The following is a 15,042-nucleotide window of genomic DNA, read 5'->3' as shown; positions in this document are numbered from 1 at the left end:
CGCGTCAGGCCTGTGCGCCGGCGCGTTTGTATTCGAACGCCGCGTGGGCCAGCAGGCCCGCCGCCAGGCCCCAGAAGGCCGATCCGATTCCCCAGAAACTGAAGCCCGATGCCGTGGCCAGCAGCGTGATGAGCGCCGCTTCGCGGCGTTGGGGATTTGCCATGGCCGCGGCCATGCCGCCCATGATGGTGCCCAGCAGCGCCAGGCCGGCCAGGGCGGCCAGCAGGGCGGGAGGCAAGGCTTGGAAGAACACCGCCACCGCGCCCGCCACGACGCTCAGCGCGACATAGCCCAGGCCGTAGGTGGCTGCGGCGATATAACGCTTGGTGGAGTCCGGATGGGCTTCGGGGCCCGTGCAGATGGCCGCGCTGATCGCGCCCATCGTGACGCTGTGCGCGCCGAAGGGCGCGGCCAGCAGGCCCAGCAGACCGGTGGCCGCTACCAGGCGGGACGCGGGAGGCCGGTAGCCGGCCGCCTGCAGGATGGCCAGGCCGGGCAGGTTCTGCGACGCCATGGCCACGACGAACAGCGGAATGCCCAGGCTGACTGCCGCCTGGGCGCTGAAGGCGGGCGTGGTCCAGACGAATTCGGTAAGGCGCCAGTCCAGCAGATCCAGCTGCATCAGGTCCAGCGCGAACGCGATGGCGATCGCCACCAGCATGACCACCAGCACCGCGTAGCGCGGCGCCAGGCGCCGGCAGACGAGATAGGAGGCGCACATCGCCAGCACCAGCGCGGGCTGCTGGTTGATGCTGCTGAAAATGCCCATGCCGAAATTCAGCAGCACGCCGGCCAGCATGGCCGCGGCGATCTCGCCGGGGATGCGGCGCAGGATGGGATCGATCCAGCCGAACAGGCCGCAGGCCAGCGTCAGCGCCGCCGCCAGCACGAAGGCGCCGATGGCTTCATTGAACGGCACGCCGGCCAGCGCGGTGACGAGCAGGGCCGCGCCGGGGGTGGACCACGCCATGACGATGGGCAGGCCGGTGCGCAGGCTGTACAGGGCGCCGCCGAAACCGAACGCGAGGCTCAGCGAGCCGATCCACGAGCCGATCCGGGCCGCGTCCAGGCCCGCGGTGTGGCCCGCCTGCACCATCAGCACGGCGGTTCCGCCGAAGCTGACCAGGACGGCGACCAGGCCGGCCGTGACGGCCGACGCGGAGAGGTCGCGGCGGGCGCGGTGGCGAGGGGGAGGGAGGTCGATGCTGGATTGCGCCGCGTCGCTCATGCGGCACCAGTGAGGCGGCGGTACTTGGCCATGAGCTGTTCCTGGCCTTCGTGCCATTGCGGGTGCAGTTCGATGCACTCCACGGGGCATACCACCTTGCACTGCGGCTCGTCGTGGTGGCCGACGCATTCGGTGCACCGGTCAGGGTCGATGACGTAAAAGTCCGCGCCCATGGAAATTGCTTCGTTCGGGCACTGGGGCTCGCAAACGTCGCAATTGATGCATTCTTCGGTGATGGTCAGGGCCATGGCGGACGGCGGAAAAAAGCGATGGGGCGGCCATCATTGTACCGCCGCTGCCCGCCCGGCCTGCGCAGCGCGGAAAGGGCGCGGCAAGCGCCCTTCGGGAATGGAGCCCGGCCGGGTTCAGCCCGGCCAGGATTGCTCGCGGCGCTCCTTGGCTTTTTCCTGTAGCCAGCGTTCAACGGACGGGAACACGAACTTGCTCACGTCGCCGCCCAGCTGGGCGATTTCGCGCACGATGGTGCCCGAAATGAACTGGTACTGGTCCGAGGGCGTCATGAACAGCGTTTCGACGTCGGGCAGCAGGTGGCGGTTCATGCCGGCCATCTGGAATTCGTACTCGAAGTCGGACACGGCGCGCAGGCCGCGCACGATGACGCGGCCGCCTTGGTCGCGCACGAAGTCCTTGAGCAGGCCGCCGAAGCTCTGCACTTCCACGTTGGGGTAGTGGCCCAGCACCTCTCGCGCGATTTCCACGCGCTCTTCGATGGTGAAAAAGGGCTTCTTGTTGCGGCTAATGGCGATCCCAACCACGACTTTGTCGAAAAGCGTGGCTGCACGGCGGACCAGGTCTTCATGGCCTCGGGTCAGCGGGTCGAAAGTGCCGGGATATACAGCGGTGATCATGCGAGCTCCGTACCGTTATTAGTGGTGTACACCATCCTCCGAAGCTCGGATTATTGATCTATTTGCGCAATGCAGCAAATTCGAGAAGATGGTAGTGGACCGCGCCGGCCTTGTCCTGCCGCAAAATCGTGAATCCTTCGGGGGCTTCGATGGGGGATTCCGCCTCGACGTAGACCAGTCCGCGTTCGGTCAGAATACCCGGAAGCAGCGGCCACAGGCGAGGCAGCCAGCCCTGGCCGAACGGGGGATCCAACAGGATGAGGTCAAATCGGGACGCATCCATGCGTTCGGTCACCTGCATGGCATCGCCCACGTGGATGCGTATCATGTCGGCTTTGAGTTTATCGCGCAGTGTCCGTAGCGCGGACGCTGCGGTTCTGTCGCGCTCGACCATCTGCACGTGCGCCACCCCGCGCGAGGCTGCCTCGAAGCCCAGGGCGCCACTGCCGGCGAACAGATCCAGCACCTGCTTGTCGGCGAATTCGCCGCCCCACAGGTGAGTCAGCCAATTGAACAGCGTTTCGCGGACCCGGTCGGGCGTGGGGCGCAACGTTTCCACGTCGGGCACGACAATGGGGGTGCGCCTGTATTGGCCCCCTACGATACGAATATACTTGTTACCCATGTTCAGCCGCTTCTTCAAGAAAAAAACCCCTCCGCCCGCCGCGCCGGTCCAACCCGCGCCGCCCCCGGAGGCAGTAGACCCCATTCCCGCGCCGGCCGAGCCCGTTGCCGAGCCGGCCATCCCGGCTCCGCCCGCGCCGCAACCCCAGACCGAGGCGCTTGCGCCGGCCCCCGTAGCACCGCCACCGCCCGTCGAACCCGCCGCGGCGCCGGCGGCAAGGCCCGATCCGGCGCCGGCCCGGGCAAGCGATACGGTTCGCGAGCCCGCGCCTGTTCCAGCCGCGGAACCGGCGCCCGTGCCGGCTGCCGCGCCGGCGCCCGCCCCTCAACCCGAGCCCGCCCCTCAGCCCGAGCCTGCACCCCAGGCTGAGCCTGATCCTGCTCCGGCGCCAATCGCCGAGGCGCCCAAGAAGGCGTCGTGGCTGGCGCGGCTGAAGCAGGGCCTGTCGCGCACCGGTCAAAGCATTGGCGGCATCTTCATCGGCGTCAAGGTCGACGAGAACCTGTTCGAGGAACTCGAATCGGCGCTCATTATGGCCGATGCGGGCCTGGAGGCCACCGAGAAGCTGTTGACCGCGCTGCGTGCCAGGGTCAAGAAGGAACGCATCGAAGACCCGGCCAAGGTGAAGGCGGCGCTGCGCCAATTGCTCGCGGACCATCTGCGTCCGCTGGAACGATCGTTCGATCTCAAGCGCACGCAGCCGCTGGTCGTCATGATCGCCGGCGTCAACGGCGCGGGCAAAACCACCTCCATCGGCAAGCTGGCGCATACGTTCCAGCGCCAGGGCGCCAGCGTGCTGCTGGCCGCGGGCGACACGTTCCGCGCCGCCGCCCGCGAGCAGCTCATCGAATGGGGCAGCCGCAACAACGTCACGGTCATCTCCCAGGATGGCGGCGATCCGGCGGCGGTGGCGTTCGACGCCGTCAATGCAGGGCGCGCGCGCGGCATGGGCGTGGTGATGGTGGACACCGCCGGCCGCCTGCCGACGCAGCTGCACCTGATGGAAGAACTGAAGAAGATCCGCCGCGTAATCGGCAAGGCCGATGCCGCGGCGCCTCACGAGGTGTTGCTCGTGGTCGATGGCAATACGGGGCAGAACGCCCTGACGCAGATCCGCGCCTTCGATGCCGCCATCAACCTGACCGGACTGGTCGTGACCAAGCTGGACGGCACCGCCAAGGGCGGCACGCTCGCCGCCGTGGCCGCGGGCAGTCAGGGCGTGCGCCCGATCCCCGTGTATTGGATCGGCGTCGGCGAAAGCCTGGAAGACCTGCAGCCCTTCGTGGCGGACGAGTTCGCCGGGGCGTTGCTGGCAGATTAGTTCTAGCTCTTTCTTCCGAGTGTCTGACACCATCTCTTCCTTCCGAGTGTCTGACACCCTTACGAGAGTTCTCGCGAATACGAGATCGTCTTCCCGGGTGTCTGACACCATCTCTTCCGTCCGAGTGTCTGACACCCTTACGAGAGTTCTCGCGAATATGAGATCGTCTTCCCGGGTGTCTGACACCGGCTGACTTCGACCGGCTGTCCAGATAAAGCCCGTGTCAGACACCCGGGAAGACGGTATCAAAGCCTCAGACTGTCTCATAAGGGTGTCAGACACTCAGAGAATAAGTCAGACACTCAGAGAGTAAGCCAGACACTCAGAGAATAAGTCCAGACACTCAGAGAGTAAGCCAGACACTCAGAGAATAAGTCCAGACACTCAGAGAGTAAGCCAGACACTCAGAGAGTAAGTCTGGCATTCGGAAAGTAAGGCTTTTACTTCCAGAACGGCTTGCTCGCCGCCAGGTCGTCGAACGCGCGTTGCGCATCTTCCGCCAGTTCTTCCAGACGGGCGCTGATCCAGCCCAGCGCGAACCACGCTTGCGGATGGGTGGCGGTACACGACTCGTAATAGTCCTTGGCGACCGCCAGGTCGTTGATTTCGCCCAGTATGTCCTGCACGCGCGACAGCAGCTTGCGGTAGCCGCGCAGTTTCCCCGCGGGCAACAGCGATTCCGCGAAGGCCAGGCTGTAGCGCAGCCGCTTGCCGCGCTTGCGCAATTCATGCCTGGCCGGGATATCGAGCGTTGCGAATTGCGTGCCCTGGTCGGCCACCTTGCCGTGCCAGCGGTGCAGGCGGCGGGCCAGTTGCTTGCGCAGGCGTTGCGGATCGGGTTCCGGCGCGAGCATGGGGATGATCGTGGGGCGGACGCTGGGGCCCGCCACGCCGCCGTCCAGCCGGATGGCGGGCTCGGGCGCGGTATCGCTCGGCGTGCCGTTGGCGATGGGCTGGCCGCCGGACGAGGGCACGGCAGGCGGCACGTCCAGGCTCCATTCCAGCAGGTCCAGCAGCCACGCCTGGAAGGCTTTGCCGCCCGCGATGGAGCGGGCGTCCTGTTCGGGAGGCGCGGCCTCCATGGGGATCACGGGCATGCCCGCGCGCATCAGCGCGGGCGCCACGGTTTCATTCAATACGTCCTGGTCGCGATTGGCGCCGAATGCGGCGAAGTGCGTGCGCACGCCTTGCAGCAAGCCTTCCGAGACCGGCGCGATCCAGCCGTCGAAGAGTTTCCAGGCCGAGCGCAGCCGGCGCACGCCCACGCGCAGCTGGTGCACGTGCTCGGAGTTGCCCGCGCGGTAGGCATCCTCGGTATCCACTTCGGCCAGGACCGAGGCATTGCGGGCGATCTGGTCCAGGCATTCCGCGGCAATGCGGGCCATGGCCTGCGAAGGCGTCATGTCTTCGCGCAACTTGACCGCGGCGGCGCCGCGCGGCGCCCAGAATTGCGCGATGGCCTGCGCGCGGCGCGCTTCCAGGTCTTCGCCCGGGATCGCGTCCGCGTCGGCCAGCCGCTGCGCCAATTGGGCCAGCGCGTCACCGCGTTCCGACTTGCTGCGCGGATCCAGCACCAGGGCGTGGCGCTGCTGCCAGCCGCGCGCTGCCGCGAAGATAGCGGCGGGGCGGCCCGACACCAGTTCGAATTCCAGTTCGGAGATGGGCAGTTCCAGCGCGCCGGCGCGCAGGATGCCGGTGTCGTAGGCCAGTTCGACCGTGCCATAGCGCGTGCGGACCTTGCGCAGTAGCCGCTGCACGTCGGTTTCGTAACGCAGGCCCAGTTCGCCCTTGATGGCCGACAGCGCGGCCTCGACTTCGGTGCCGGCGTACACGGACAGGTCCAGCACGGGACCGGGGCGCGGATGGTTGAGTTCGATGCGCGTGATGGCATTGATGCCAGGCATCTTCAAGGTCTGTACCCAATCGCGGCCTTCCTGGCGCAGCCGGATGGCGATGCGCGCCCGCGCCAGTTCGCGTTCGGGCGTATCGAAATACATGGCGTGCAGACGGATGCGCGTCGCCTCGCGTTGCTTGATCTCTCGCAGTACGGCCTGGCGGGAAGCCGCGGGCACGTGCAGTTTCAATTCCTGTTCCGACATGGCGGCAAGTGTCCAACGGCAAAAGCCGAGATCTTAATCAAACGGGGCGGCGATTTGATGACTGGTCATATTTAATTCACATAGAGCATAGACGGGTTTGCGGCGCATCAACAATCGCAAGAGCCGGGTTGGGGCGTGGTCGGGGATCGGACCAAATTCCGGCAATTTACCCAATATCAGTGATATGCAACGCTCAGCCCCTCTTTTCTAATTGTAAGTGCCGGATGGGGTAGTTCCTGCCATGCCCCGGCCTTCGATTGCGCCCGTATGAGCACCTCACCAACCGGCGCCGACCCTGAAAAGAGAAAAACGCCATGAACCGCACCTATCGCATCGTCTTCAATCGCCGCTCCGGCCTCTGGCAGGTTGCCAGCGAGCACGCCCGGGGGCGGGGCAAGAGCCGGTCGCGGAGCGTGGCGGTGGCGGCTGTATTGGCGGCTGTCAGCGCCGCGCCTACCGCGCAGGCGCTGGCAAGTGTGGTGGCGGTCGGCGACGTGACCCCCCCGATGAACTGGAACGGCTCCAATGACATGGTCGTCGGCAATGCCGCGTTCGGTTCGCTGTTGATCCAGTCCCCGGCGACGACGCTGCGTAGCGCCAACGGCTGGCTGGGGGCGACGCCGGACGGCGAGGGCACGGTGACGGTATCGGGCCTGGGCGCGTCCTGGGAGGTCAATGGCCGCCTGGTCGTCGGCGCCAACGGCAGTGGCACGCTGACGCTCGCCAATCAAGGCATGGTCTCGGTGGGCGCCAATGGCCTGGGGGTTGTCGAGGTGGCCAGCAATCGCGACGCGGTCGGCGTCATCAACATCGGGGCCGCGCCCGGCGGCGCGGCCGCCGATGCCGCCGGCATCCTGGACGCGTCGGAGGTGCGCTTTGGCGCGGGCAGAGGCACGCTGAACTTCAATACGTCGGGGGCCCAGATCTTCGCGTCCGCCCTGAACAGCGGCCAGGGGGGGCAGCACCAGCTCAATCATTACGCCGGCCTCACGCTATTGCTGGGCGACAATTCGCGGTTCGACGGCGATACCACCGTCACGGGCGGATCCCTGCAGATCGCCAACATATTGGGCTCCGCGCAAGGCCGGATCGATGCCGGCGCGGCGTCTGGCGCCTCGGCCCGGGTCAACGTGTACAACCCGGGCTCGACCTGGGCCCTGACAGGCAACCTGTTCGTTGGCGGCAGCGGGCTCGGGGACCTGAGCATCTTCTATCAAGGCACGGTCTTGAACCAGTTCGCCACGGTCGATGCGCAGCAGAACGGCGCGGCGACCGTCGCGGTTTCGGGTGTGGGAACGCTCTGGAACAATCGCGCGGCGCTGCTGGTCGGCTCGGAGGGCGGCAAGGGCGCCGTGTCGGTCCTGGCGGGCGGGTATGTCGCCAGCGTTGACGGCGTCGTCGGGCGCAATCAGAACGGCAACGGCAATTTCCTGGTGTCGGGGGGCGGTTCTACCTGGGCCAATGCCGGTGAGCTCAGGGTGGGCGACGTATCCGGCCAGGGCACCCTGAACATCGAGTCGGGTGGCACGGTCTCGAACCGCGACAGCTATGTGGGCAGCATGAGCGGCAACGGCGCCGTGGCGGTGCGCGGTGCCGGCTCCACCTGGAACAACAGCGGCGCGATGAACCTGGGGTTCGGGGGGGGCACCGGAGCGGGCACCCTGACGATCGGGCAGGGCGGCACCGTCAACGTCGGCGCGGCCGGCACGGGGACCGTGTCGCTGGCGTTGGACAGGTTCCTGATCTTTCCCACCACCGGCACCCTCAACATCGGTGCGGCGGCGGGGCTGCCGGCCGTGGGTGCGGGCACGCTCAATGCCGGTGCGGTCCAGTTCGGCGCGGGCATTGCCTCGCTGAACTTCAATCATACGGATACGGCCTATCGATTTTCGCCGGCGTTGAAGAGTACGGCCGGGGGGATAGCCCAGAGCCTGAACCAGATTGCCGGCACGACTATCCTGACTGGCGCCAGTTCCGGCTTCGAGGGCAAGACCACGGTGTCGGGCGGCAAGCTGGTGGTGCTGGGCTCGCTGGGCGGTTCGGCGGAAGTGACCGGCGGCACCTTGCAGTACGGCGACGGCGCGGCGGGGGTGGCTAATCGCCTGACCGGCGATCTGCGCGTGGCCGGCGCCGGCAGCACGTTGTCGGTGCAAGGCCCCGCGACGCTGGCGGTGGCGGGCAACCTCGGCCTGGCCGAGGGCACCGTCCTGGACGTGAGGGCCGGCACCGGCGGGCCGTCCCTGCGCGCCGATACCGTCACGCTGGGCGACGGCGTGACCTTCAAACTGAGCGGCATTGCCGACGAGAGCCAGCTCGATGCGGTGCTCATCGATTCCGCCAATGGCATCAGCGGGGATTTCGCCGCGGTGAACGTGGGCGGCTTCTCGGGTTCCGTGGACTATCTCACGGTCAATACGCACAAGTCGGCCGACAGCCTGCAGTACCGCGCAACCTACGCGCCAAGCTGGATGGCCAACAACAACCTGGCCCACGGCACGTTCACGCTGACCGATGTGCTGAGCCGATTCGACATGGGCCTGGCGCTCGCCGACCAGGCGCCCAATCCCGCAAAGGGCTGGAACGGCAGGACGCTGACCAAGGCGGGCGATGGCACGCTGGTTCTGAGCGGCCGCAATAGCTATACCGGCGGCACCGTGATCACCGGTGGCACGCTGCAGGTCGATCGCAACGAGAACCTGGGGGATACCGCGGGCGCTGTGGTGTTCAACGGCGGCGGGCTGGCGGTCTCGAACTCCTTTACGACCTCGCGCGCCATCACGCTGGCGCAGGCCGGCCGCATCGACGTGGCGACCGGCTTCACGCTCGGATTGGCGGGTGGGGTGTCGGGTGGTGGCGACCTCATCAAGACCGGCGCGGGTACGCTGCGCCTGAGCAACGCGAGCAACACCTACCGCAATACCTGGATCCAGTCGGGCGTGGTGATTGGCAACGCGGATGCCATTCGTGGCAATGTCGAGAACCGAGGCACGCTGGTGTTCGAGCAGTTGAGCGGCGGAACCTTTGGCGGCTCCCTCTACGGAGACGGAGTGCTGGCGAAGACCGCTACGGGCACACTGGAACTGACCGGCAATCATGCCTCGTACACCGGCCACACCCAGGTGTGGAACGGCAAGCTGGTGGTGCTCGGCGCGTTCGGCGGTTCGGCTCAAGTGGCCGGCGGCACATTGCAGTTCGGCAACGAAGTCGCGGGCGCGGCCAGCAGCCTGAGCGGCAACCTGAGCGTGGCCGGGGCCGGCAGCGTGCTGTCGGTGCAAGGTCCGGCGACCCTGGCGGTGGCGGGCGATATCGGCATGGCCAATCACACGGCCCTGGATGTCGCGGCGGGCGCGGGCCGCCCTTCCATCACGGCCGGCAGCGTCACGCTGGGCGACGGCGTCTCGCTCGCGATCAATGGCATCAACGGCGCCGGCCTGTCCGACGAAGTCCTGATCGATACCCGCTCGGGCATCAGCGGCGACTTCGGCTCGGTGAGCGTGGGCGGCTACACCGGCGCCGTGGATTATCTGAGCGTCAATACCCGCAAGTCCGCGGACAACCTGCAATACCTCGCGTCCTACGGCCTGAGCTGGATGGCCGGCAACAATCTGGCGCACGGCACCTTTACCCTGACCAACGCGACGGACGAATTCGAGGTAAGCGCGGCGCTCGCCGACCAGGCGGCCAATGCCGCGACGGGATGGAGCGGCCGGACGCTGGCCAAGGCCGGCGCGGGCACGCTGGTGCTGAGCGGCGACAACCGCTATACCGGCGGCACGATCGTAACCGGCGGCACGTTGCAGGTGAACCGCGACGCGAACCTGGGCGATGCCGCGGGCGGCCTGGCGCTCAACGGTGGCACATTGGCCAGCACGGGTTCGTTCGATACCGGGCGCGCCGTTACGATGATGAATGGCGGAACCTTAGATGTGGCGGACGGCGCCATGCTGGGACTGCACGGCGTCGTCTCGGGCAACGGCTTGCTCGTCAAGAAGGGCGAGGGCACGCTGGCCTTGCGTGGCGGAAACAGCTACGTCGGCGGCACGATACTGGACGGCGGCACGCTGCGGATCGACCACGATTCCAGCCTCGGCGCGGGAACCGGGCCTCTTATCATCAACGGCGGCATGCTGGCGACCACGTCGTCCTTCGGTATGTCGCGCGCCATCAGCCTCGGGACATCGCAAGCAGTGGGCTTCGAGGTCGCCGCCGGCACGACGCTGGGGGTGAGCGGCCCGGTGTTTGGCGCCGGCACCCTCATCAAGCGCGGCACGGGCACCCTGGCCTTGAGCAGCGCCAATGTCTACGCCGGCGGCACGGCGATCCTGGATGGCACGCTGCAGGTGGCGCGCGACGATAACCTCGGCGCCGCGACCGGCGGGCTGACGTTCGGCGGCGGCACGCTGTCCGCTACGGCTTCCTTCGACACGTCGCGCGCTATCACGCTGGCGCAGGCGGGCCGTGTCGACGTGGCTGCCGGCGCCGCCCTGACGCTGGCCGGCCAGGTGTCGGGCAGCGCCGACCTGATCAAGGCCGGCGAGGGCGCGCTGCGCCTGGACAACGCTGCCAATGCCTATGGCAATACCTGGATCCAGTCGGGCACGCTGATCGGCAATGCCGGTTCGATCTCGGGGAACGTCGCCAATGATGCTGCGCTGGTTTTCGAGCAGGCGGCCGATGGCGCCTTCGGCGGCGCCATTTCCGGCGTTGGCACGCTGATCAAGACGGGCATCGGAACACTGGGCCTGACCGGCGTCAATACCTACACCGCCGGCACGACGATCGTGGGCGGCGCCGTGAAGGTCGAGCGCGACGCCAACCTGGGCGCGGCGGCGGGCAGCCTGATTTTCAACGGCGGCATGCTGGCGACCACCGGCACCTTCGATACCTCGCGGGCAGTCCTGCTGGCACAGACGGGAGGTTTCGATGTCCGTGCCGGCACCACGCTGGGGGTAGGCGGCAAGGTGTCGGGCAACGGTGCGCTCGTCAAGAACGGCGCCGGCACGCTGGCCTTGACCGGCGGCAATGATTATCGTGGCGGCACGGTCATCGCGGACGGCACCTTGCGCATTGGCGGCGACGCGAGCCTGGGCGATGCCTCGGGCGGCGTGGCGTTCAACGGCGGCTCACTGGCAACTACCGGCACCTTCGATATCGCGCGCGCGGTCATCCTGGCGCAAACGGGCCGCATCGACGCGGCGGCCGGCACGGCGCTGGGCCTGACCGGCGCGGTTTCGGGCAGCGGCGGGATCGTCAAGCAGGGCGACGGCACGCTGGTCCTGCGTGGCGCCAACAGCTATGGCGGCGGCACGACGATCGAGGGCGGTATGCTGCAGATTGCCCGCGACGCGAACCTGGGCAATGCCGCGGGCGGTCTGGCATTCAACGGCGGCGCGTTGGCCACGACGGGTTCCTTCGATATCGCGCGCTCGGTCGTCCTGGCGCACACGGGCCGCATCGACGTGGCGGCCGGCACGTCGCTGGGCCTGGACGGCGCGGTGTCGGGCGTGGGCGGTCTCGTCAAGAGCGGCGGCGGCACGATGGTCCTGAACGGTAGCAACGGCTACGCCGGCGGCACGATGATCGACGGCGGCACCTTGCGAGTCGGCCGCGATGCGAATCTGGGCGATGCCGCGGGCAGCCTGACGTTCAACGGCGGCTTGCTGGCCACGACGGCTTCCTTCGATACGTCGCGTGCCATCGCGCTGGCGCAATCGGGCCGCATCGACGTGGCGGGCGGCACCGCGCTGGGCCTGTCAGGCCTGGTGTCGGGCGGCGGCTCGCTCGTCAAGGCCGGGACCGGAACGCTGGTGCTGGACGGCGCCAACACCTATGGCGGCGGCACGCGGATCGATGACGGCACCTTGCAGGTTACGCGTGATGGGAACCTGGGCAACGTGACGGGCGCGCTGGTGTTTGGCGGCGGTGCGCTGGCTACCACGGACTCTTTTACGACGTCGCGTGCCATCACGCTGGCGCAGGCCGGCCGCGTGGATGTGGCGGCGGGGACGACCCTGGGCCTGGCGGGTGGGGTGTCGGGCAGCGGCGACCTCATCAAGGCGGGCGCCGGCACGCTGCGCTTGAGCAACGCGGGCAACGCCTATGGCAATACCTGGGTCCAGTCGGGCACGCTGATCGGCAACGCGGGTTCCGTGCGCGGTAACGTCAGCAATAGCGGCACGTTGGTGTTCGAGCAAATGGCCGACGGCGCTTTTGGCGGCGCTATTACAGGCGGCGGGGCGCTGTGGAAGACCGGCGCAGGCACCCTGGATCTGACTGGCAATCACGCGGCCTACACCGGCAAGACCACCGTGTCGGAAGGCACGCTGGTGGTGCAGGGCGCGCTGGGCGGTTTGGCCGAAGTGGCCGGGGGCGCGTTGCAGTTCGGCAATGGCGTGGTGGGTGCGGCGAGCAGCCTTGCCGGCAACCTGCGGGTGGCCGTTGGCAGCGCACTGTCGGTGCAAGGCCCGGCGACCCTGACGGTGGCGGGCGACATCGGCATGGCCGATGGTGCGGTGCTGGACATTGCTGCTGGCGCGGGCGGCCCGTCGATCACGGCCGACAGCGTCACGCTGGGCGATGGCGTGGCGTTCAGGCTGGGCGGCATTTCCAGCGCGGGCCAGCTCGACAAGGTGCTGATCGATACCCGCTCGGGCATCGACGGCGATTTCGGCTCGGTGAACGTGGGCGGCTTCATGGGCGCGGTGGATTACCTGAACGTCAACACCCGCAAGTCGGCGGACAACCGGCAGTACCTCGCCACCTACGGCCTGACCTGGACGGCCAACAATAACCTCAGCCACGGCACGTTCACGCTGACCCATTCCACCGACCGCTTCGTGGTGGGCGCGGCGCTGGCCGACCAGGCCGCCAACGCCGCGACGGGCTGGGACGGCCGGACGCTGACCAAGGCCGGCGCGGGCACGCTGGTGCTGAGCGGCAACAACAGCTACACGGGCGGCACGCGGATCGATGGCGGCACGTTGCAGGTGGACCGCGACGCGAACCTGGGCGCGGCCACGGGCGGGCTGACGTTCAACGGCGGCACGCTGGCCACCATAGGGTCCTTCAATACTTCGCGCGCCATCACGCTGGCGCAGGCCGGCCGCGTCGACGTGGCCGCCGGCACGGCGCTGGGCCTGGCTGGCGCCGTCTCGGGCATGGGCGGACTCGTCAAACAGGGCGCCGGCACGCTGGTGCTGAGCGGCAACAATACCTACGGCGGCGGCACGACGATCGATGGCGGTACGCTGCAGATCGGCCGCGATGCAAGCCTGGGCGATGCCATGAGCGGCCTGGCATTCAACGGCGGCGCGCTGGCCACGACAAGCACTTTCGATATCGCGCGTGCCGTGACGCTCGCGCAGTCGGGGCGCTTCGACGTGGCGGCCGCCACCACGCTGAGCTTGAACGGCACGGTGTCGGGCGGGGGCGGTCTCGTCAAGAGCGGCGCCGGCACGATGGTCCTGAATAGCGGCAACCATTACACGGGCGGCACGACGATCGCGGGCGGCACCTTGCGAGTCGGCCGCGATGCGAACCTGGGCGATGCCGCGGGCGGCCTGATGTTCAACGGTGGCTCGCTGGCCACGACGGGTTCTTTCGATACGTCGCGCGCCATCGCGCTGGCGCAATCGGGCCGCATCGACGTGGCAGGCGGCACCGCGCTGGGCCTGACCGGTGTGGTGTCGGGTACCGGTGCGTTCGGGAAGGCCGGGGCCGGCACGCTGGTGCTGAGCGGCAACAATACCTACGGCGGCGGCACGCGGATCGATGGCGGCACGCTGCAGGTCGGGCGCGACGCGAATCTGGGCGGTGCGACGGGCGCGCTGGTGTTCGGCGGCGGCTCGTTCGCCACGACGGACTCCTTCAACACGTCGCGCACCATTACGCTGGCGCAGGCCGGCCGCGTCGACGTGGCCGCCGGCACGACCCTGGGGCTGGCCGGCGGGGTATCGGGCAGCGGCGACCTCATCAAGGCAGGCGCGGGCACGCTGCGCTTGAGCAACGCGGGCAACGCCTATGGCAATACCTGGGTCCAGTCGGGCACGCTGATCGCCAATGCCGGTTCCCTCTCTGGCAACGTCAACAACAGCGGCACGCTGGTGTTCGAGCAGGCAGTGGACGGAATTTTCGGCGGCCGCTTCTCCGGCGGCGGCGCGCTGTTGAAGACCGGCGCGGGCACGCTGGACCTGACCGGCAATCACATCGCCTACACGGGAAAGACCACGGTATCGGGCGGCAAGCTGGCGGTGCTGGGTGCGCTGGGCGGCTCGGCTGAAGTAGCCGGAGGCGCATTGCAGTTCGGCAATGGCGTGGCGGGTGCGGCCAGCAGCCTGGCCGGTAATCTGAGCGTGGCCGGCGGCGGCACGTTGTCGGTGCAAGGCCCCGCGACCCTGGCGGTGGCGGGCGATATCGGCATGGCCGATCACGCGGTGCTGGACATCGCGGCGGGCGCGGGAGGGCCGTCGATCACGGCCGATAGCGTCACGCTGGGCGACGGCGTGGCGTTCAGGCTGGGCGGCATCTCCAGCGCGGGCCAGCTCGACAAGGTGCTGATCGATACCCGCTCGGGCATCGGCGGCGATTTCGGCTCGGTGAACGTGGGCGGCTTCACGGGCGCGGTGGATTACCTGAACGTCAACACCCGCAAGTCGGCGGACAACCGGCAGTACCTCGCCACCTACGGCCTGACCTGGACGGCCAACAATAACCTCAGCCACGGCACCTTCACGCTGACCCATTCCACCGACCGCTTCGTGGTGGGCGCGGCGCTGGCCGACCAGGCCGCCAACGCCGCGACGGGCTGGGACGGCCGGACGCTGACCAAGGCCGGCGCGGGCACGCTGGTGCTGAGCGGCAACAACAGCTACACGGGCGGCACGCGGATCGATGGCGGCACG

The 15,042-nt window shown here is 68.1% G+C and carries 7 protein-coding genes; 2 read left to right on the top strand and 5 right to left on the bottom strand.

Annotation, left to right across the window (positions count from 1 at the left end):
• Positions 1 to 4 precede the first annotated feature (4 nt).
• The 4 genes from AGI3411_RS26795 to rsmD all read right to left on the bottom strand — a co-directional run bounded on the left by AGI3411_RS26795 (position 5) and on the right by rsmD (position 2,722).
• Entirely contained in the window at positions 5 to 1,228 is a 1,224-nt protein-coding gene (locus tag AGI3411_RS26795; RefSeq protein ID WP_165359283.1) for a benzoate/H(+) symporter BenE family transporter, read from the bottom strand.
• Positions 1,225 to 1,476, bottom strand: coding sequence for a YfhL family 4Fe-4S dicluster ferredoxin (locus tag AGI3411_RS26790; RefSeq protein ID WP_129530354.1), 252 nt, complete (start codon positions 1,474 to 1,476; stop codon positions 1,225 to 1,227). Before AGI3411_RS26790 ends, AGI3411_RS26795 begins: the two co-directional genes overlap by 4 nt.
• A 117-nt stretch (positions 1,477 to 1,593) precedes the next feature.
• Positions 1,594 to 2,097 carry a pantetheine-phosphate adenylyltransferase gene (coaD, locus tag AGI3411_RS26785; protein WP_129530353.1) on the bottom strand — a complete coding sequence of 168 codons (504 nt, stop codon included), beginning with the start codon at positions 2,095 to 2,097 and terminating at the stop codon, positions 1,594 to 1,596.
• Positions 2,098 to 2,155: 58 nt separating this feature from the next.
• Positions 2,156 to 2,722: a 16S rRNA (guanine(966)-N(2))-methyltransferase RsmD gene (rsmD, locus tag AGI3411_RS26780; RefSeq protein ID WP_129530398.1), complete on the bottom strand. Its 567-nt coding sequence runs from the start codon at positions 2,720 to 2,722 to the stop codon at positions 2,156 to 2,158.
• Here rsmD and ftsY point away from each other — a divergent pair.
• The gene (gene ftsY, locus AGI3411_RS26775; protein ID WP_165359282.1) at positions 2,721 to 4,043 is read left to right on the top strand and encodes a signal recognition particle-docking protein FtsY; all 1,323 of its coding nucleotides are present in this window, start codon (positions 2,721 to 2,723) and stop codon (positions 4,041 to 4,043) included. The two genes, rsmD and ftsY, sit on opposite strands and share 2 nt — an antisense overlap.
• 440 nt (positions 4,044 to 4,483) lie before the next feature.
• Here the strand turns inward: ftsY and AGI3411_RS26770 are convergent, their stop codons facing one another.
• Positions 4,484 to 6,142: a CYTH and CHAD domain-containing protein gene (locus AGI3411_RS26770; protein WP_129530351.1), complete on the bottom strand. Its 1,659-nt coding sequence runs from the start codon at positions 6,140 to 6,142 to the stop codon at positions 4,484 to 4,486.
• 314 nt (positions 6,143 to 6,456) lie between these two features.
• Here AGI3411_RS26770 and AGI3411_RS26765 point away from each other — a divergent pair.
• Positions 6,457 to 15,042: autotransporter-associated beta strand repeat-containing protein (locus tag AGI3411_RS26765; RefSeq protein ID WP_129530350.1), on the top strand; the 8,586-nt coding region annotated here is incomplete at its 3' end.

Source organism: Achromobacter agilis (assembly GCF_900496965.1).
Classification (GTDB): domain Bacteria; phylum Pseudomonadota; class Gammaproteobacteria; order Burkholderiales; family Burkholderiaceae_B; genus Achromobacter; species Achromobacter agilis.
The sequence above is the reverse complement of the archived record's forward strand: the minus strand, read 5'-3'. Positions and strand labels throughout refer to the sequence as shown.

Bases quoted from the DNA above. Each gene is read 5' to 3' on its own strand.
- AGI3411_RS26795 (WP_165359283.1), bottom strand. From the start codon at position 1,228: ATGAGCGACGCGGCGCAATCCAGCATCGACCTCCCTCCCCCTCGCCAC.
- AGI3411_RS26790 (WP_129530354.1), bottom strand. From the start codon at position 1,476: ATGGCCCTGACCATCACCGAAGAATGCATCAATTGCGACGTTTGCGAG.
- coaD (WP_129530353.1), bottom strand. From the start codon at position 2,097: ATGATCACCGCTGTATATCCCGGCACTTTCGACCCGCTGACCCGAGGC.
- ftsY (WP_165359282.1), top strand. From the start codon at position 2,721: ATGTTCAGCCGCTTCTTCAAGAAAAAAACCCCTCCGCCCGCCGCGCCG.
- rsmD (WP_129530398.1), bottom strand. From the start codon at position 2,722: ATGGGTAACAAGTATATTCGTATCGTAGGGGGCCAATACAGGCGCACC.
- AGI3411_RS26770 (WP_129530351.1), bottom strand. From the start codon at position 6,142: ATGTCGGAACAGGAATTGAAACTGCACGTGCCCGCGGCTTCCCGCCAG.